Annotated in this window: 17 protein-coding genes and 1 other RNA gene; 13 read left to right on the top strand and 5 right to left on the bottom strand. The window is 55.5% G+C overall.

Annotated features, from left to right (window positions below; translation table 11 throughout):
* Positions 1 to 15 precede the first annotated feature (15 nt).
* Positions 16 to 1,389, bottom strand: a complete 1,374-nt coding sequence (prsR, locus tag ACP86_RS21840) for a PEP-CTERM-box response regulator transcription factor (protein WP_075267743.1) — start codon at positions 1,387 to 1,389, stop codon at positions 16 to 18.
* A gap of 102 nt (positions 1,390 to 1,491) precedes the next feature.
* A complete protein-coding gene (gene prsK, locus ACP86_RS21835; protein WP_053115407.1) occupies positions 1,492 to 3,627 on the bottom strand; it encodes an XrtA/PEP-CTERM system histidine kinase PrsK in 2,136 nt (711 codons plus the stop codon).
* A 265-nt stretch (positions 3,628 to 3,892) separates the two neighbouring features.
* Between prsK and ACP86_RS21830 the strand changes: the two genes are divergently transcribed.
* Positions 3,893 to 4,657: a PEP-CTERM sorting domain-containing protein gene (locus tag ACP86_RS21830; RefSeq protein ID WP_053115406.1), complete on the top strand. Its 765-nt coding sequence runs from the start codon at positions 3,893 to 3,895 to the stop codon at positions 4,655 to 4,657.
* Positions 4,658 to 4,727: 70 nt separating this feature from the next.
* On the opposite strand, the gene ACP86_RS21825 is transcribed toward ACP86_RS21830, so the two are convergent.
* Genes ACP86_RS21825 through ACP86_RS21815 form a run of 3 tightly spaced genes read right to left on the bottom strand, consistent with a single transcriptional unit; the run spans position 4,728 to position 7,410 of the window.
* Complete coding sequence (locus tag ACP86_RS21825) at positions 4,728 to 5,675, bottom strand: SDR family oxidoreductase (protein WP_053115405.1); 948 nt, start codon at positions 5,673 to 5,675, stop codon at positions 4,728 to 4,730.
* Positions 5,675 to 6,490: a lysophospholipid acyltransferase family protein gene (locus ACP86_RS21820; protein ID WP_053115404.1), complete on the bottom strand. Its 816-nt coding sequence runs from the start codon at positions 6,488 to 6,490 to the stop codon at positions 5,675 to 5,677. Before ACP86_RS21820 ends, ACP86_RS21825 begins: the two co-directional genes overlap by 1 nt.
* Complete coding sequence (locus ACP86_RS21815; RefSeq protein WP_041645245.1) at positions 6,487 to 7,410, bottom strand: D-hexose-6-phosphate mutarotase; 924 nt, start codon at positions 7,408 to 7,410, stop codon at positions 6,487 to 6,489. Before ACP86_RS21815 ends, ACP86_RS21820 begins: the two co-directional genes overlap by 4 nt.
* A 118-nt stretch (positions 7,411 to 7,528) precedes the next feature.
* Between ACP86_RS21815 and ACP86_RS21810 the strand changes: the two genes are divergently transcribed.
* The 12 genes from ACP86_RS21810 (at position 7,529) to ACP86_RS21760 (ending at position 17,963) form a co-directional block, all read left to right on the top strand.
* The gene (locus ACP86_RS21810; RefSeq protein ID WP_053115403.1) at positions 7,529 to 8,284 is read left to right on the top strand and encodes a 2OG-Fe(II) oxygenase; all 756 of its coding nucleotides are present in this window, start codon (positions 7,529 to 7,531) and stop codon (positions 8,282 to 8,284) included.
* A 101-nt stretch (positions 8,285 to 8,385) separates the two neighbouring features.
* An RNA gene (gene ffs, locus ACP86_RS22370) (signal recognition particle sRNA small type) lies at positions 8,386 to 8,482 on the top strand.
* Positions 8,483 to 8,633: 151 nt separating this feature from the next.
* On the top strand, positions 8,634 to 10,502 hold the full coding sequence (dnaX, locus tag ACP86_RS21805) for a DNA polymerase III subunit gamma/tau (RefSeq protein WP_053115402.1): 1,869 nt from the start codon (positions 8,634 to 8,636) through the stop codon (positions 10,500 to 10,502).
* A 3-nt stretch (positions 10,503 to 10,505) separates the two neighbouring features.
* Complete coding sequence (locus ACP86_RS21800) at positions 10,506 to 10,829, top strand: YbaB/EbfC family nucleoid-associated protein (protein ID WP_053115401.1); 324 nt, start codon at positions 10,506 to 10,508, stop codon at positions 10,827 to 10,829.
* Positions 10,830 to 10,860: 31 nt separating this feature from the next.
* Positions 10,861 to 11,463, top strand: coding sequence for a recombination mediator RecR (gene recR, locus ACP86_RS21795; protein WP_053115400.1), 603 nt, complete (start codon positions 10,861 to 10,863; stop codon positions 11,461 to 11,463).
* A 31-nt stretch (positions 11,464 to 11,494) separates the two neighbouring features.
* Positions 11,495 to 12,652 carry a ribonuclease D gene (locus ACP86_RS21790; protein ID WP_053115399.1) on the top strand — a complete coding sequence of 386 codons (1,158 nt, stop codon included), beginning with the start codon at positions 11,495 to 11,497 and terminating at the stop codon, positions 12,650 to 12,652.
* Positions 12,649 to 12,942 (top strand): YcgL domain-containing protein, encoded by a 294-nt coding sequence (locus ACP86_RS21785; protein ID WP_014577237.1) that lies wholly within the window; start codon positions 12,649 to 12,651, stop codon positions 12,940 to 12,942. The genes ACP86_RS21790 and ACP86_RS21785 overlap by 4 nt, the downstream gene beginning before the upstream one ends.
* Complete coding sequence (locus ACP86_RS21780) at positions 12,939 to 13,385, top strand: YcgN family cysteine cluster protein (RefSeq protein ID WP_053115398.1); 447 nt, start codon at positions 12,939 to 12,941, stop codon at positions 13,383 to 13,385. Before ACP86_RS21785 ends, ACP86_RS21780 begins: the two co-directional genes overlap by 4 nt.
* Positions 13,385 to 13,729 carry a hypothetical protein gene (locus ACP86_RS21775; protein WP_008171839.1) on the top strand — a complete coding sequence of 115 codons (345 nt, stop codon included), beginning with the start codon at positions 13,385 to 13,387 and terminating at the stop codon, positions 13,727 to 13,729. The genes ACP86_RS21780 and ACP86_RS21775 overlap by 1 nt, the downstream gene beginning before the upstream one ends.
* 25 nt (positions 13,730 to 13,754) lie before the next feature.
* Positions 13,755 to 15,890, top strand: a complete 2,136-nt coding sequence (locus tag ACP86_RS21770) for a VWA domain-containing protein (RefSeq protein ID WP_053115397.1) — start codon at positions 13,755 to 13,757, stop codon at positions 15,888 to 15,890.
* Between the two features lie 17 nt (positions 15,891 to 15,907).
* Entirely contained in the window at positions 15,908 to 16,750 is an 843-nt protein-coding gene (locus ACP86_RS21765) for an AAA family ATPase (RefSeq protein ID WP_053115396.1), read from the top strand.
* Positions 16,751 to 16,784: 34 nt separating this feature from the next.
* Positions 16,785 to 17,963: a vWA domain-containing protein gene (locus ACP86_RS21760; RefSeq protein WP_053115395.1), complete on the top strand. Its 1,179-nt coding sequence runs from the start codon at positions 16,785 to 16,787 to the stop codon at positions 17,961 to 17,963.
* The last annotated feature ends 130 nt before the right edge of the window (positions 17,964 to 18,093 follow it).

Genomic DNA, 18,093 nt, shown 5'->3' with positions numbered 1-18,093 from the left:
TTTCCCTTCGTGAGTTTAGCGTTCGGTTGCAGGCTGTGATGTTGGAATTCGATATTTGTCCGTTAGGTTGTAAAGCGTTGGACGAGTTATTCCGAGCAGTCTCGAAGCCTGAGCCATGTTGAAGTTGCAGCTATTGAGTGCCTTCAAAATCGCATGACGCTCTGCATTTTCCCGAACCTGACGCAAGTTCAGATGCTGGTCAGGTTGATTGGTCTCACAGGCGAGTTCGAGATCAGTAGCTGTCACTCTCTTGCCTTCAGCCATAATGATGGCTCGCTTTACTTTGTTGATCATTTCTCTGACATTACCGGGCCATGAGTGATTGCTGATGGCGTTAACGGCATCTTCACTGAAGGACAGATTCGGTCGGTCCATCTGTTTGCCAAGCGATTTGAGCAACGATTGGGCAATAACAAGTGCATCACCCTCGCGGTCCCTGACGGCGGGAACGTCCAGCGTGATTTCACTGATTCGGTAGTAAAGGTCTTCCCGGAATTCACCGCCATCAATCAACTGCCTGACATCGCGATGGGTCGCGCATACAACGCGGACGTCCACTGGTACAGGGTTGACCGAGCCAACGCGATCAACGACCCGTTCCTGGAGAAATCGTAGAAGCTTCGCTTGTAGCGCCATGGGCATGTCGCCAATTTCGTCCAGGAAGAGGGTTCCGCCGTTGGCGCTTTCAATTTTACCTTTCTTGGCTTGAGTCGCCCCTGTGAAGGCCCCTTTCTCGAAGCCGAAGAGCTCGCTTTCGAGCAAGTTTTCGGGAATGGCTGCGCAGTTAATGGCCGCAAAGGGTTTCTCTGAGCGGTGGCTAAGATCATGAAGGGCCCTGGCGAGGAGTTCTTTGCCGGTGCCCGTCTCACCCGTGATCAAGGTAGTCACATCGGTAGGCGCTACCTTTTCCAGAGTGCGGCAGATTGACAGCATTTGGGGGCTGGAGCCAACGATTCCCTTGATATTGGCATCATTGCCCCGCATCCCGAGCTGTCTGTTCTCCTTTTCCAGCTCTGCAAGCCGGAAGGCTCGGTTAACTACAAATGTAAGAATGTCGGCATCAAGCGGTTTCTGGTAAAAATCCGAAGCGCCCATGCCGACAGCTTTCACTGCGTTTTCTTTGTCTTCACGGCCGGTGACTACGATAACCTTTGTCATGGGCGCCAGCTGAAGAATGTCTTCAAGGAGACGGAACCCTTCAGAAGCTCCACCTGGATCCGGAGGCAGGCCTAGATCAAGTGTTACCACCTCCGGCTCTTCTCGCCGCAAGCACGTCAGGGCAGACTCTCTATCCGACGCTACGGATACATCGAGGTCTTCACTGAAACACCACCGCATCTGGCTCTGCAGGCCCGGGTCATCTTCTATTATTAAGAGTCGTCTGGTCACAACAGCAACAAGTCCTTTGTAGTGATACTTCCACCCACCTGATTCTCAACCGAACATTGACACTTTGCAATGTCGATTTGAAATTCAGCTCCACGCCGGCATTTAATTGGCGCTTTGCAGCGGGTCTTCCGGAACAGAAACCGGCTGTAGGTCTCTAAGGTCTTCCACTTTGGGCTTTTCGGTAGCCAAAGGGATTCTCACCGAGAAACAGGAGCCAAGACCTGGCTCACTGGTTACGTCAATGTTGCCTCCGATCTTCCGGATATATTCTCGTGCCTGGTAGGCGCCAATACCCATACCCGTTAGGCCCTTTGTGCTCTCAAACGGTCTGAACAGCTGGCTGGAAATGAATTCTTTGGTCATTCCTGTTCCAGAATCCTGGATAAACAGCACCACGTTGCCTCTGGCGATTTTCAAAGTGATCGATATTTCACCATCATTTGGGGTTGCGTCCTGAGCATTCTGGATGAGGTGGCCGAGTACACTCCGAAGTTGCTCTGCGTCGGCTTTGATCATGATATCCGGAGCATCGCCTTCTAAATGAGGAGCGGGGGTTTGGTGCTGATGGTGTTCGATGAGATCTGTCACGAGATCCGTCAGGTTCAGCAGCTTGAGTTGGCTCTCATCATCGCTGCTCGGTTTCCTAATATGATCCACCAGCCCCGACATTTTTCGAACGGCATGGTCCGTGGTGTTAATCATGTCATCGATGAACGCGGGATTATTCCTATGTTTCGGAGCGTTCTTTACCAGAAGAGAGAGCTGTGCAATTACGGTTTTGAGATCGTGAACCATAAACGCGGAGGCTTTGCTCACTGCCTCGAATTGCATTGCTCGGGAGAGCCGGTTCTGAGCATCCGCCTGGGCCAGCAGGTTGCAGGTTTGCCGGGCAACGACTTTGATCAGGTCAAAGTTTTCCCAATTAAGCTCAACACGTGCGTAGGGATTGCCAACCAGCGCCATGCCATACAGATCGTTGCCCAGGTATAGCGGGATAATCAGCCAGGCATCCGGGGTTTTCGCGATTGCGTCCGGTATTTCAAGTAGGTTGTAGCTGACCGGGTCTGCTCCGTATTCGTGTAGGTCGACAATCCATTCCCGGTCTGAGAAGAAGCGTACCAGCTCGGAATCATGGTCGATGATCGTGTGTTTTGGTGTGGACAGGTTGATGGCAGCCTTTAGAACGTATGACTCCCGTTCGCCTTTCAGCCAAATCGCCCCTCCGTTACTTTCCACCAGTCCGGCGAGAATTCGGATAACCCGCTCTGGTAGGGGCGGGTCGTTGCTCAGATCCGCCAGTTCCCGGGTCATTTTCAGCCATTCTTCCCGGTAATCGTATTTATAGTCGAAGAAATTCTTGCTGATCAGAACCATGAGTCTGGCCCTGATGCGGCGTGAGAGAAGCAGCGTTGCAAGGAATACCAGGGAAATGGTCAGGAAAAGAACCTGCAGTGCTTCGCCCCAGTTGCCCCCCAAAGCCCGAACGTAATAACCACCCATAGCCAGGAAGAGCAGGTAACCGCCCGCAAAGACAAGCGTACTGGCATGGAAAACCGCTGTTCGGGAAAGCTGGAACTCGATCGGTTGTTTTCGGGTGTTGATAACGTTGACCGCAAACAGGGGCACCATGGTGGCATTTATAAAACCGCGCGCGTTCCAGAAGGAGTCCGAAACCTGGCCGAAGAGCAGTGCATCGGTATACATGAAGAAATCGAATGCAAAGATGGTGATGACCCCGATGCCCAGATATTTCATGCTGGAGCGGCCGAGACCGGTGGAGTTTCGCCAGATCTGTTCAACAACAGAGAGTCCGAGAAGGGAAAGCCCGATTTGGCCAAGAATCTTTGCTTTGCCGCTGAGCAGTTCCAACGCCAGAAAATACTCCAGTACACCGACGACCATCAAAATGGCAATTAGAATGCCACCGCCCAGCGCCATCATGGAGCGCACGCGGTTATTAAGACCAGATGATTTAAAGGAATCCCTCAGGATCGCGAAGAGGAGCAGTAACCAGGAAGCATCCCTGAGAAGCTCAAGGAGGTAACGGATCAGAAAGTCTGGCTGGCCAAAAAGGCTCTGTGTGACAAGCGCGGCGGCCCATAAGAAGGAAATAATGGCCGCAAGAAAGAGCGCGCGGTCGACGTTTCGCCGCAGATAGCGAGTACCAACGATAATTGCCAGCAACAGAAAGCAGATTGCTGCTGCTCCGTGGCTTATAACGCCCAAATCCCTGAACATCTCGTGCTTCCCGTAGTTAATCCACTTTTATATTGAGCGGATTATTGAGGGTGATCAAGCAGTCTGACTGTAACGAAAAATGAACACTTATTTCTAGTGGTGTCGATATCTTTTACATGTACGGCTCCTCGCCGTGTGCTTTCTAAAAGTTCCTCTTTCTAGTTTGCTGAATTTTCTCTCTTTCTATTGTCCTGGTCCGTTCTCTGCTATGTGGGGAACAGTCAGGTGATTTGTTTATAGTCGTATCCAGAAAAGGGAAGCAGTTATGAACTACGGGAAAAAAGTAAAAGCTTGGTCTGCCGGCCTGATTTTTTCGGTTGCGACCTCTTTCGCGAGTGCGGGCCCGATTGCAACGATGGACCTTAAGTTTGGTTCGGATGGCATCAAATTTCCTGAAGGCTATAGGGCGGGAACTATCACCAACGTAACAAACGACGGTACCAATCAGAGTCGGGTTGCTGCTGGTATGTTTCGTTTCTCTGTAAGCAATATTCAGGGTGACACGCCGTTCGCTCTTTCTTCGAATGACGTGCTCGATGCATTCTGTGTCGACATTGATACCCTTTTGGATCAATACAATACCGTAAGTTATTCATTGCTAAGTGCGACCGATTACTTCCAGAATTCCCGTAAGGTTAATCTTATGAGTAGCCTATATACCGGGTTTGGTGGAGACGAAGTTAAGGATTCGCGAACTTCTGCAGCGTTTCAATTGGCGCTTTGGGAAATAATCAATGAGAACAACGATGAATTAAACTTGGACGACGGCTCCTTCACATCTACTGATTTCACTGACGCAAAGGAAACTGCTAACGGGTGGTTCACTGGGCTGGGCGATATTGCAAGTGGATTTAATTTGTTTGTCTTAGAATCGGATTCAGATGCCGACGGGAACAAGCTCTCTCAGGATTTGCTCGTGTTCTCGCCCGCGCCTCCGGTAAAAGTTCCCGAGCCGGGTACTCTGGCGCTTTTGGCCCTTGGCATCTGCGGCCTTGTTTTGAGAAAGGCATCCAAGCGCTCAAAGGACTGATGTTGTCAGCTTCTTAAACCTTCTATAAGAAGCCCCGCACTCCAATAGCGGGGCTTCTTGTTATCCGGGGCTAAACCGGCCTCTTATTCTCCCGGTAAAACCGGAAAATCTCCTTCAGCGGCCGCTTCGGCTCAAACCCGAACTCGTTAACAAAGGCCCGCCCGTCAATTACCACCGGGTACTTGAAGAATGCCATCAGGTAGGACGGAAAACTCTTCAACTTCAGTGTGCCGAGTATCATCTTCGGAACCATCGGTGGGATGGAGGGCACCTGAATCCGTTTGCAGCCACAGAGCTTGAGCGCGTGCTGGTAGGCCACCCAGTCCTGCGGCGCCACGTTGTACACGCCACGTGTCGGTTTTTTATACGCCAGTACAATGGCATCGGCCATGTCGTCGATATGGATAAACTGCATCATCGGCGAAAAGCCCGCCAGCACCGGCGCGCGTTCGCTGGCCAGCAGAGTACTGATGGTGTTGCGCACGCCCGGGCCCACGATGTTACAGGGGCGCAGGATGGTGATGTTCAGTTCCGGGTAGCGCCACAGATAGATGTTGGCCAGGTTCTCCAGTTCCACGGAGTCAATCAGGTCGGCGCTGAGCCCTGCGCTCTTGAGCGGTGCCGCTTCGTCGATAAGTGCTGGGTTGTAGGCCACCGCTCCGTAAACATGGAACGTTGAAAGCACGACCACTCGTTTGATGCCGTACTTGTGGCTCAGGTCCAGAAGCTTCTGGGTGCCGAGCACGTTGGCGTTGTAGCGCCGCATGCGGGTGAGCTGGCTGGACATAATCCGGCCCATGTGGATCACGCCATCAAACTCATAGCGCCGGAACAGATCCTCGAACACCCGCTTGTTGAAATCGATGCAGTAGCTGGGGATGTCGTCGCCCAGGTAGACCTGGTCGCGGAAATCCACGGCGACCAGGTCGCAGGTATCCCGGAGCTGTTCGATAACTTTCTGGGCGAGGGCGCCGGCGGCACCGGTGATCAGAATGTGCGGTCTGCGTTGTTCGCTCATCAGAAAAGCCTTTTCCTTTCGCTCAGTCCCTTGTCGATCAGCCGGCTGATTTCCGCCTTGACCTTCTCTACGCGTTCTGTGACCTGTTCTTCGGGAATTTCAAGGTCGTCGAAGTACATCGGGGCTCCGAAGTTCAGGTGAACTTTTGCCGGCAGCACCACGGGCATGGCGACCGGGGCATAGGGAATGCCCAGGGCTTTTGCCAGGGGCTTGATGTTGGCGATGGCCGGGATGGTTTCCTCGCAGCCCACTACCCCGACAGGCACGATCGGCGCCTTGTACTTCATGGCCAGGTGCATGAAGCCGTTGCCAAACCGTTTGAGCTGGTAACGGTCGTGGTAGAGTTTTCCGGAACCGCGAATGCCCTCCGGGAACACGATGACGGCTTCGTTATTGGCGAGCATCTTGGCGCAGTTGACCGGGTCTCCGAGCACGGCGCCCACTTCATTCAACAAGTTGCCCAGCCAGGGCACGGTCGGAAAAAAGCGTTCAATCATCGCCCTTGGAATACGGGCATCTTTTTCCCGGGAGGCGAGGGCGTAGCCAATCAGCAGGCCGTCGATAGGCAGCTGCCCGCTGTGGTTGGCGATAATCAGCACGGGTCCATCCGCGGGAATGTTTTCGACGCCCTGGGCCTTTACCCGGAAATACTTCTCGTAAATCTGTTTGGTGAGCGAGAGCCCGTATTTCATGGCTTCGTTATTGTAGCCCCACGGATCGTAGCCCAGGCTCCCAATGGGTTTGCGGATGCGGTTGATATGCTCGTCCAGTTCCGCGGGAACCAGTCGGTTTTTGAGAAACGATGCCAGGCTCATGATTTCCTTCCGATGAATACGCCTAATGTGTGGCTTTGCCCGTTATTTAGCACCCGATAATCGCTGGCGGCATTGGCGGTTTCGACGCACAGCATGGACTGCCAGGCCGTATCGGGAAAGTCCGATAGCTTGGCCGCCTTGGCCGGACCGGGGTTCCAGACCACAGTTGAGTCACTGCCTACGGCCGAGAGCTTGCGGCCAGTTCGGGGTGTCACGATCGTCAGGGTTTCGCCGCTCTCGTAGATGCGGTCCGTTTCGCCGTCGAAATACACAGGGCCTTCCTGGTTGCGGTACTCCCAGTTATCCAGGGTGTCGATGTACTGGCTGTTTCCGAGACCCAGCACACGAGTCCGGGTTATGTCGCTGGTCGGCAAATAAGTATGGAGCGCCTGGGTAAAGGCCAGCGGATCGTTCCCCAGATTCGTGGTCGTCAAAGCCAGTTGGCATCCGCGGATGGAGAAACTGAAGGTGAGCAGGGCGAGCGCATGCCCGATCCAGACATCACTGAAATCTTCATTGGCATCCAGGGACAGGCTGATTTCCACTTCGTGGGCGTTCTCCCGGACATCTTCCAGTTTCCAGAGCGCGGTACGGGCAAACCCGTGGGCTTGGTCTGTCTGGATGCGTTTCCGCACTTCCGGCGCGTTGCGGGCCGGATCGCCGAACCAGGGCCAGCACACGGGAATGCCACCGCGGATGGCTCGACCGGGTTCGTACCGGGCCGCTGGGCTCATCCAGAGCCAGTCAGATTCGTCCTGAGGTTTGAAGCTTGCCAGATGAGCGCCCTGAATAAACACAGTGGCCTGGAACAAAGGATGGTGGACCTCAAGAGCTTCCAGTTGCCCGATTGTTTTCCAGCGCGTGAAGGACCACTGGCCCGGCGAAAGTGAGAGCGGTGGCCTGTTACTGCTTTCTGACATGGTTAGCTACTGAGTGAAACCGGTTAAGTGTATTTGCCTACACAGAGAGTAAATTAAAACTGCCGCTGCGGCGAGAATTGCGCCTAAAATACGCTCAAATTCAGTACGAGGCCTGCCGATGGAAACGCCGGTAATCATTCCGATCCATGATCCCCTTATCACACCTTTGCACAGCGCCCAGGATGCGGTGGCGGGCAGTGATGTCCAGTCGATGGATCTCACGCCGGAGCAACAGGAGCCGGTGTCTGAGGACTGGCTGGATGAACTGGCTTCAGGGCTGAGCGAGCACGGCTGGATGTCGCTGGATGTGAGGTCGCGGCTGGGCGCCAACCTGTTGGCGGCGCTGAAACAGGAAGTGCAGATTCTGGATCGTACCGATGCCATGAAAAAAGCCGGCATCGGGCGCGGGAGTGATCTGGTGCGAGACCGGTCGGTGCGGCGCGACAAGATTGCCTGGCTGCAAGGCATTACAGCTCCTCAGGCCGCGCTGTTCGAGTTTTTCGAGTCCATTCGCCAGGGTCTGAATCAAAGGTTGTTTCTCGGGCTGAAGCGATTCGAGACTCATTATGCTACGTACCATTCAGGTGATTTCTATAAACAGCATCTGGACAGCTTTAAGGGCAGGGCATCCCGGGTGGTGAGTCTGGTGCTCTACCTGAACGAAGATTGGCAGGCAGCCGACGGTGGCGCGCTTCAGGTTTTCAACCGGGACAATGATCAGGAAGTGTGCGGAACCGTGTTGCCCGAGGCAGGACGAATGGCCTTGTTCATGAGCGAGGAAATTCCTCACGAGGTGTTACCGGCAAACCGCACTCGCTACAGTCTGGCCTGCTGGTTCCGCCAGGATGAAGTGCCGCTGCCTTTACAAGGATGATGCTGACGGGCGTGCTGATTTGTCATTGTAGTGTGCAAACCCTTTTGCTAATATGCGCGCCGCTTTCGGGGAATTGTCCCGGAACGCCGTTATGGTGGCTCCATTGGTGCCTCCGCAACATGAAACCGTGAACCCGGTCAGGCCCGGAAGGGAGCAGCCGCAGCGGTGGAATTGTGTGCCGGGGTGTCGCTGATGGAGTCACCCCCAGTTTTCTCTCCTCTCCTGTTTTTTCTTCTGATTATCCTTGATAGCCATGAACTTGTGAGCGCGCTTCCGGAATCAAGTCTGCTTCTTCTGGATCTTTGTCCGTGCTAAGGTTAAAGCCGTTTTTCACTGCAGTTGGCGGAACATGAGCTACCAGGTACTTGCCCGTAAATGGCGCCCACGCACTTTCGAGGATATGGTGGGCCAGGAACACGTGCTCCAGGCGTTAATTCACGCCCTGGAAAGCCAGCGTCTTCATCATGCTTATCTATTCACGGGGACCCGTGGGGTAGGCAAGACCACCATTGGGCGCCTGCTTGCACGCTGCCTCAACTGCGAAACCGGCGTAACCCCGAACCCCTGTGGTGAATGCTCGAGCTGCCAGGAGATTCAGGAAGGCCGGTTTGTGGATCTGATTGAAATAGACGCCGCGTCCCGGACCGGCGTTGATGATATGCGTGAGCTGACGGATAACGTCCAGTATGCGCCCACGCGTGGGCGCTACAAGGTGTACCTCATTGACGAGGTGCACATGCTGACGAACCAATCGTTCAACGCTTTCCTTAAGACCCTTGAAGAACCGCCGGAACACGTCAAGTTCCTGCTGGCAACGACCGATCCCCAGAAACTACCGGTCACAGTGCTGTCCCGGTGCCTGCAGTTTAATCTCAAACGCATGACGCCGGAGCACATCGCAGGCCATCTGCGTCATGTACTGGGTGCCGAGGAAATTCCATTTGAGGAACCGGCCCTGTGGCTCCTGGCCCGGGCTGCGGACGGCAGTATGCGCGATGCCTTGAGCCTCACCGATCAGGCTATCGCCTTTGGCAACCAGAAGCTGTCCGCCAGTGATGTCAGTAATATGCTGGGGACCATTGATCAGCGGGATATTGAACGCATTGTGAATGCACTCGTTGAAGGCGACGGCCCGGCCTTGCTGGCGGAAATCAGCCGGATTTCGGACTTTGCACCGGATTACAGTGTGATCCTCGCCGATCTGCTATCGCTCTTTCACCGGGTGACCATGGAACAGGTGGTTCCGGGCAGTGCCGATAACGCCCTCGGCGATGCCGAGCAGGTCCAGGCGCTGGCTCGCAAGCTCAGTGCCGAGGATGCCCAGCTTTTTTACCAGTCTGCGCTGATTGGGAGGAAAGACCTTACCATTACGCCGGATGCCCGGATGGGGTTCGAAATGACCCTGCTCCGGATGCTTGCCTTCCGCCCCGGGGCTGACCGGCGAGAGCCGCCGGCCATAAGCTCCGGTGGTCAGTCTGCCGCTTCCGAGCCACGGGATGAGCCCGACCCGGCGCCGACCCCACAGGTAGAGCAAAAACAGCCGGAACCGGAACCCGAATCCACTCCTGAGCCTGAACCCGAGATGCCGGCCGCGCCACCCGTTGCGGATGAGGATGCATCCTGGCTGGCCAGTCTGGATGCCCAGGCCGAGGCCGCTGGAGAGTATGAAGAGATCTATCCTTTAAGCGACAAAGCTCCTGTTACCGAAGAGCCAGCAGCTGAAGTTGCCGCGGAGCCCGTTGAACAGGCGGCCCCGGCTCCGGAGCCCGCGTTTGTGGAGCCCGATCCAGCGATAGAACCTGCAGTTGAGCAGGCGCTTGAGCCTGAGGGCGAATTCGTCTGGCACCGTGATTTTAGAAGTCTTGGCATTGTGGGCATGCCCGGTAACCTTGCCAGTCACGGCGCCATGTCCCGCGATGGCGATGTGATTACGCTGACCATTGATGAGGGGCACGCCCGGCTGTTGAACAGCAGGCACGAGGAAAAGATTCTGGCTGCCTTGAGAAACCGCTTTGGCGACTCCATTCAGTTACGTACAGAGCAGGGCAATCCCGGGCCAGACACCCCTGCGGCTTATGAGGAACGCCAGAGAAAGGCGCGCCAGGAAGCCGCAGAGGCGTCCATTCGCAAGGATCCGGTCGTAAAGTCTATTGTTGAACGATTCGAGGCGCGGGTAGTGGAAGACAGCATCCGGCCGGCAGAGACAAGCAGGAGATAAGCTATGATGAATAATATGGGCGACATGATGAAAAAAGCCCAGAAGATGCAGGAAGAGATGCAGAAGGCCCAGGAAGAAATCGCCAAGGCCGAAGTGACTGGCGAAGCCGGAGCCGGGCTGGTCAAAGTCACCATGAATGGCCGCCACGACGTTCGTAAAGTGGACATCGACTCATCTCTGATGTCTGAGGAAAAGGACATCCTGGAAGACCTTCTGGCCGCTGCGGTAAACGATGCCGTTCGGCGTGTTGAGGAAAATCAGAAGGAGAAGATGTCCGGTATGATGTCGGGCATGGGTCTGCCGCCCGGTTTCAAGATGCCGTTCTGAATTTCATCCTGCAGTCGTTTGAGGACCTTTCATGGCGTTCAGCCCGCTGGTTGATGAGCTTGTAGAATCCCTTCGTTGCCTGCCTGGTGTTGGCCAGAAAACTGCCCAGCGCATGGCTTTCCATTTGCTGGAGCGTGGCCGTTCCGGCGGCACCCGTCTTTCCGACGCATTAAGCCAGGCCATGAACGGTGTCCGGCGCTGCGAAAGCTGCCAGAACTTTGCCGACACCGAAATCTGCGGCATCTGTGACAATCCCCAGAGGCGCACCGGTACCCTGTGTGTGGTGGAAAGTCCCTCGGATCTTCTGGCAATTGAGCAGGCTGGTGACTACCGGGGCGGTTATTTCGTCTTGATGGGGCATCTGTCACCCATAGATGGCGTGGGGCCGGAAGAAATTGGCATCGAACGCCTTCTGAAGCGGATCCGAGACGAAGGCGTTACGGAACTGATCCTGGCGACCAACCCGACCGTGGAAGGCGAGGCTACCGCCCACTACATAGCCGACCGTCTTGATGGTGATGGGATCCTGATTACCCGGCTGGCCCATGGCATTCCGGTTGGTGGCGAGCTGGGCTATGTTGACGGCTTTACCCTGACTCACGCATTCCGCGGCCGCAAGCCGCTCTCCGATTGAACCAGACCGAATAACCCTACCAGGCACATTTATGGATATTTCTGCCCAGGCCGCTGCGGCTGTTGACGTTCCCCCGGCTCCGACCAGGATTGACTGGATCCGGGAACCGCAAGCTCTGGACAAATGGCTGGATCGGGCACCGGGCAAGCCCCTGGCGCTGGACACCGAATTTGAGCGGGTAAACACCTTTTACCCGATACCGGGGTTGGTTCAGTTGGGCCTCGACGGCGAGTTTTGCCTGGTGGACCCTTCCGTTGCCGAGCAGTCCGGACGATTTCGGGAAGTCCTGGCGGACCCGGACACTCCAAAGCTTCTTTACGCCATGAGCGAAGATCTGGAACTTTTTCGCCAGTGGCTGAATCTTCAACCTGCCGGTGTCATTGATCTTCAAATCGGGGCCGCAATGGCCGGAGAAGGGTTCTCCCTGGGTTACGCGAGGCTGGTGGAAACCCTGTTCGGTGAGACTCTGGACAAGTCCGCCACCCGCTCTGACTGGCTGGCGAGACCGCTGAGCGATGCTCAGCAACGCTACGCGATTGACGATATCCGTTTTCTGGAGCCGATGTACCAGTGGGTCAGTGCATTACTTCGCGATCGCGGTCTGGAAGCGGCTCTGGTTGAGGAATCGGCGCGCTTTGCCATTGAACTGGCAGGGCAGGAGGATCCCGACAACCATTACCTGAAACTGCGGGCCGGATGGACCCTCTCGGCTCAGCAACAGGGTGTTCTCAAGGAACTGGTGCGCTGGCGTGAGGGGGAGTGCCAGCGGCGGGACCGGCCAAGGAACCGTGTGCTGGCAGATGCACTGTTGATTGCGATCGCGGAAAGGCTGCCAGCGTCCCTGAAGGAACTTTCCAACATTCAGGGAGTGCCATCCGGCGCAGTCCGTCGGTACGGCGATACCCTGATTGAACTTGTTAGCCGGGGATCGACCGCGGATAATTCGTCCCTTGAGAGGATTGCGCCACCGTTGTCCCGGGATCAGCAGGGATTCTTTAAACAGTTAAAGCGTCTTTTCAGGAGTGCGGCAGAAGATGCTGATATTCCAATGGAATTGTTGGCGCCGAGAAAGCGTTTGGAAAAGGTTGTACAGCAACCGGACCTCGCGCAACACGATTTTTTCCAGGGCTGGCGGGCGCAGATTCTTGCTCCGGTTCGCGCTGATATCGAGGAATTACTGAAGTCATGAAAGAGCGGGAATTTGTCTCTGTTTTCCGGAGCAGCAAAAAGAAGGATACCTACCTTTTTGTTCGGCGCGGACAGAAGTGGGAGGAGCTTCCCGAGAGCCTCCGGGGTATTTTCGGTCAGCCGGTTCATTCCATGGATCTGGTCCTGACGCCCGACCGCAAGCTTGCGAGGACTACCGGAAAGCAGGTTCTGGAAGCCATTGGCGAGAAGGACTTTTTTCTGCAAATGCCGGAAGAGCAGGAAGGGTACGTGGTGGACTTCAAGCGCAGACTGGATCAGCGCAATCCATGATTGCCCAGGTGCCGTTCTGGCAACGTAAGCGCCTGCATGAAATGACGCCTGAAGAATGGGAGTCTCTTTGCGACGGTTGCGGGAAGTGTTGCCTGAACAAACTGGAAGACGAAGACACCGGCGAGGTCTACCACACCGATCTGGTGTGTCGTTATATGAACGAAGAGACCTGCCAGTGCACCGTTTACGAAGAGCGGCTCAAGAAGGTGCCGGGCTGCACGGTGCTGACACCGGATACCGTCAGCGACTACCATTGGTTGCCGTATACCTGCGCCTACCGGACGTTGGCTGAAGACCGGCCATTGGCCGACTGGCATCCTCTTCGAAGTGGGGATCCGGATTCGGTGCACGAAGCAGGCGTTTCGATCCGTCACAAGGTGATTTCAGAAGACCGCGTGCCGGAAGAAGACTGGGAAGAACATATCATTCACTGGATCCTGTAATGATTGATACCGATGCACAAATGGCCTATGGGATTTTCTGGGCCGCCTACGCTATAGCCTTTGTCGTGTTCTTTTACATGATGAAGAGCCTGATCCGTTTTCTACCTTTTTATGGAGTGCGGACCCTGATTCTCGCCGCCCTGGTGGCCTTGCTGCTCACGCCGGTTGAATCACCCGATCTGGCCGGTTGGTGGATTCCGGCCTGGCTGTTCGGCGGCTATGAAATGATTCTTGGCGACGCCGACGCTTCAGGTCGGGCCGTGTTTAACCTCGGGCTCGCCGGCTTGGTCATGCTGCTGGTCTGGGTGTTGGATCTGGTTCGCTACCGTCTTGTTCGTAAATAGCGCGAAAAAGAAAAAAAAGATAAGGATGGATGCCTTGAGAGAGATGACGTCGAGATGGTTTGGGCTGGTTGCAATTTGCTTCGTGCTCAGTCTTCCGGCAGGGCTGAATGCCCAGGAGAGCGACGATGTTCAACTGCCGGAGGAGTCGGACGTCCGGATCATAGTCGACATCTCGGGCTCCATGAAAGACACCGATCCGGACAACCTGCGACAGCCCGCCGTGCGTCTGCTGGCCCGGCTGTTGCCAGAGGGGGCCTCCGCGGGTGTCTGGACCTTCGGGCAATATGTCAACATGCTGGTGCCGCACCGTGAGGTGACCAACGCATGGCGGGAAATGGCCATTCAGCGCTCAGCTCAGATTAACTCGGTCGCACTCAGAACAAACCTTGGCGCGGCTATTGAGACAGCCAGCGATGATTATTTCACAGACGGCGATCTGAGCCGGACCCACTTCATACTGCTGACCGACGGCAAGGTCGATATCTCCGACGATCCTGCAAAGAATACCGCAGAGGAAACTCGTATTCTGGATACGATTGTCGCTGATCTCATCGAAAGGGGCGCTACCTTTCACCCCGTAGCTCTCTCTGAGGCCGCCGATACCGACTTTCTGAAAGCGTTGGCGACAGACTCCGGCGGTCGTTTCCAGGTGGCGGATACAGCAGATGCGCTGAACCTGGCATTTCTTCAGGCATTGAATACCGCGGTCCCACAGGAGCAGATTCCCATTGAGGGCAATGGCTTTACTGTGGACGAGGGCGTTCGTGAGTTTACCGCCCTGATTTTCTGGGGCGAGTCTGAAACCTCTGCCACCCGGGAGCTTGCCCTCGTGCGCCCGGACGATCGGGTCGTTAATCTTTCGGAGTTTCCCGACAACGTCCGCTGGGCCAGGGAAGCCGGTTACGACCTTATCACGGTTGATGAGCCGTTGGCAGGACAGTGGCGCATTGATGGCGAGCTCGGAGAGGGCAGCCGGGTTACGGTCGTTAGCGATCTGAGAATGGTGGTCAATCCTCTACCTCCTTCATTCACATTGCAGGAGCCCCTCAAGCTCCGGGTCGGCTTTTTCGAAGAAGGGGAGAAAATCACTAATCCCGATTTTCTGGGTGTGATTGAGGTCAGCCTCAGTATCACCTCCGAGGATGGCAGAAGTGGAACCAAGGTATTGTCGGGAGAGCAGCCGCCGGAAGACGGCACCTACCGGGACACGGTCAGTCGTTTGCCAGCCGCGGGCCTCTACACCTTTGATGTGGTGGCCGATGGCCAGACCTTCAGCCGCAAGTTCAGCGCCACCGTCGGGTTTACGACGCCTGAAGGGGCTGAGCCCGCTGATCAGCCGGCTGAATCGCCGGAGCCGGAGGTGACAGAACCGGCACTCGCCCCTGAGCAGTCTGAACCGGAGCCGCCGGTGTCTGAGCCGGAGCAATCCGGGCCGGAACCGGCGATTACATCGCCCATCGACGTAAGCGAGGTCGAGGAGCCAGAGACGCCAGCGGTCCAGGAGCCTGAATCGGCCCCTGAGGAGCCGGAAGCGGCGGAACCTGCTTTTGCCGTGCCTTTGTGGATGGTCGGCGCAGCCGGTGGCGGGCTGCTCATTCTTGGCGGCCTGGTCTGGTTTGCCCTCCGTAAGCGTAAACAGGATCAGCAGGCGCAAGAGAAAGCAGCAGCAGAGCGCGAAACACTTGAGGATCTGCAGGACGAGCCCGAACCAGAACCAGAACCCGAGCCGGAGGCAGTTTCAGAGCCGGAAGAGGACGTCGAAGCCGAGGAAATCCCTGAGGTAACCGAGGAAGCATCTGAGGAGGATATGTCTGAGCTGGAGGCCGTTATTGATGAACATGAGGCCGCCCTGAAGTCGGAAGATGCAGCGCTTATGGAACCGGAGATTGAACCGACCGACGAACTGGAAGAGGACATCCCGGTAGCGGATACCCCGGTGGAGGAAGAGCCTGCGGAGTTGAATGAGGATATCCCGGAGCTGGAGGATATTGCCGATCCGTCCGACGCGGATGGGCCGGAAGATGATGATGAGGAGGAGTTCGGGCTTGAAGATTTCGATCTGTCCGAATTCGACGATTTACCCGATTATGATCAGGACGAGTCCGGATTGCCCGAAGACGACTCGAAGAAAAAACCTGATCAGAAAGACCAGAAAAAGTAACCAACAGGAACCAGACCATGAAGTTTACCGGTACCGAGAAGTATGTAGCCACCGATGACCTGCAAATGGCCGTCAACGCAGCGATTGCGCTTCAGCGCCCGCTGTTGATCAAGGGCGAGCCGGGCACCGGGAAAACCCTGCTGGCCGAGGAAATGGCCGCCGCCCTCGGGATGAGACTGATTCCCTGGCACATCAAGTCCACCACCAAGGCTCAGCAGGGCCTGTACGAGTACGATGCGGTTTCCCGTCTGCGGGACTCCCAGTTGGGTGATGAAAAGGTCAAGGACATCAGCAACTACATCGTAAAGGGCAAGCTTTGGGAGGCCTTTGAGGCTGACGAGCAGGTTGTGTTGCTGATTGATGAAATCGACAAAGCGGATATCGAATTCCCCAACGACCTGTTGCTGGAGCTCGACCGGATGGAGTTCTTTGTTTATGAGACGCAACAGTCTGTAAAGGCGAAAAAACGTCCGATCGTGGTTATCACCAGCAACAACGAGAAGGAACTGCCGGATGCCTTCCTGCGTCGGTGCTTCTTCCATTACATCAGTTTCCCCGACCATGACACCATGCAGAATATCGTGGACGTGCATTTCCCGCGCTTGCAGCAGGAGATCGTTCGCGATGCCCTGGAAGTTTTCTTCGATGTGCGCAAGGTACCTGGGCTGAAGAAGAAACCGTCCACCTCGGAGCTGATTGATTGGCTGAAGCTGCTGATGGCTGATGAGCTGTCTGCGAAAATGTTGCAGGAAAAGGATTCCAGTTCGGCGCTGCCGCCTCTTTATGGTGCTCTGGTGAAGAACGAGCAGGATGTTCACCTGTTGCAGAAGCTCGCGTTCATGGCCCGTCGTCGCAGCTGATTCTCGGCAAGAACACTGGCAAGAGTCACGTTTTATGTTGATTGATTTTTTTCTTGAAGTTCGGCGTGCGAGGGTGCCGGCCAGTTTGAGGGAATTCCTGGATCTTCTGGAAGCCCTTCAGAAAAGGCTCGCCTTTGCGGATATGGAAGAGTTCTACTATCTCGCTCGCCTCTGCCTGGTTAAGGACGAGCGCCACTTCGACAAGTTTGACCGTGCCTTTCAGGCTTACTTTGAAGGTATCGAGAACCTCGACGACCTGCTGGAAGCACTGATTCCGGACGACTGGTTGAGGGCCGAGTTCGAGAAGCACCTGTCTGAGGAAGAGAAGGCCAAAATTGATTCTCTGGGAGGCCTTGAGGAGCTTATCGAGACCTTCAAGAAGCGAATGGAAGAGCAGGAAGAGCGCCACGCCGGTGGCAATAAATGGATCGGAACCGGCGGCACCTCACCATTCGGGGCGAACGGCTATAACCCCGAAGGCTTCCGTATTGGCCAGAAAAATGGCCGCCACGGCAGGGCCGTTAAAGTCTGGGAAAAACGCGAGTTCAAGGATCTGGACGACAGCGTGACTCTGGGTATACGGAACATCAAGGTGGCGTTGCGTCGGTTGCGTAAGTTCGCCCGCCAGGGTGCGGCAGACCAGCTGGATATGGACGACACGATTCGTTCCACTGCCCGCAATGCCGGTTATCTGGATCTGAAGATGGTGCCCGAACGGCATAACGCTGTGAAAGTGCTGATCTTCTTCGATGTGGGCGGCTCCATGGATCCCCACGTTCGTGTCTGTGAGGAGCTGTTTTCGGCCGCACGGCTCGAATTCAAGCACATGGAATATTTCTATTTCCACAATTTCGTCTATGAAAGTGTCTGGAAAAATAATATCCGGCGGATGAATGAAACCACCAGCACCTGGGACATTCTTCACAAGTACACGCCCGACTACAAAGTGATCTTTGTCGGCGATGCGACCATGGCGCCTTACGAGATCTCCCATCCCGGTGGTTCAATTGAGCACTGGAACGAGGAAGCGGGCGCTACCTGGTTTCAACGTATCAATGAGCACTTCCGCAAGGTTGTCTGGATCAACCCGCTTCCGGAGAGTTACTGGGGTAACGGAGGTTCGTTGGGCATGACCAAGCAGCTCGTCAACGACCACATGTATCCGCTGACCGTCGAGGGCCTTGAGTCGGCCATGAAACAGCTGAGTAAATAAAAAAAGCCGATGCGGTTGAGGGCATCGGCAAAGCTCGGCATATCAAGCGGGTTTGCCCGAAGGCAATCCCGCCGCCTTCCAGTGAGCAAATACAGGGCCAGTTGGATAAAAGGCTGCTAAAACAGTCGTT

It is taken from the genome of Marinobacter sp. CP1, from assembly GCF_001266795.1.
Classification (GTDB): Bacteria; Pseudomonadota; Gammaproteobacteria; order Pseudomonadales; family Oleiphilaceae; genus Marinobacter; species Marinobacter flavimaris.
The sequence above is the reverse complement of the archived record's forward strand: the minus strand, read 5'-3'. Positions and strand labels throughout refer to the sequence as shown.

Coding starts and splice junctions, on each gene's coding strand:
- ACP86_RS21820 (WP_053115404.1), bottom strand. CDS start 6,490: ATGAGCCTGGCATCGTTTCTCAAAAACCGACTGGTTCCCGCGGAACTG.
- recR (WP_053115400.1), top strand. CDS start 10,861: ATGGCGTTCAGCCCGCTGGTTGATGAGCTTGTAGAATCCCTTCGTTGC.
- ACP86_RS21825 (WP_053115405.1), bottom strand. CDS start 5,675: ATGAGCGAACAACGCAGACCGCACATTCTGATCACCGGTGCCGCCGGC.
- ACP86_RS21765 (WP_053115396.1), top strand. CDS start 15,908: ATGAAGTTTACCGGTACCGAGAAGTATGTAGCCACCGATGACCTGCAA.
- ACP86_RS21785 (WP_014577237.1), top strand. CDS start 12,649: ATGAAAGAGCGGGAATTTGTCTCTGTTTTCCGGAGCAGCAAAAAGAAG.
- prsK (WP_053115407.1), bottom strand. CDS start 3,627: ATGTTCAGGGATTTGGGCGTTATAAGCCACGGAGCAGCAGCAATCTGC.
- ACP86_RS21830 (WP_053115406.1), top strand. CDS start 3,893: ATGAACTACGGGAAAAAAGTAAAAGCTTGGTCTGCCGGCCTGATTTTT.
- ACP86_RS21770 (WP_053115397.1), top strand. CDS start 13,755: ATGGATGCCTTGAGAGAGATGACGTCGAGATGGTTTGGGCTGGTTGCA.
- ACP86_RS21780 (WP_053115398.1), top strand. CDS start 12,939: ATGATTGCCCAGGTGCCGTTCTGGCAACGTAAGCGCCTGCATGAAATG.
- dnaX (WP_053115402.1), top strand. CDS start 8,634: ATGAGCTACCAGGTACTTGCCCGTAAATGGCGCCCACGCACTTTCGAG.
- ACP86_RS21760 (WP_053115395.1), top strand. CDS start 16,785: ATGTTGATTGATTTTTTTCTTGAAGTTCGGCGTGCGAGGGTGCCGGCC.
- ACP86_RS21790 (WP_053115399.1), top strand. CDS start 11,495: ATGGATATTTCTGCCCAGGCCGCTGCGGCTGTTGACGTTCCCCCGGCT.
- ACP86_RS21815 (WP_041645245.1), bottom strand. CDS start 7,410: ATGTCAGAAAGCAGTAACAGGCCACCGCTCTCACTTTCGCCGGGCCAG.
- ACP86_RS21810 (WP_053115403.1), top strand. CDS start 7,529: ATGGAAACGCCGGTAATCATTCCGATCCATGATCCCCTTATCACACCT.
- ACP86_RS21800 (WP_053115401.1), top strand. CDS start 10,506: ATGATGAATAATATGGGCGACATGATGAAAAAAGCCCAGAAGATGCAG.
- ACP86_RS21775 (WP_008171839.1), top strand. CDS start 13,385: ATGATTGATACCGATGCACAAATGGCCTATGGGATTTTCTGGGCCGCC.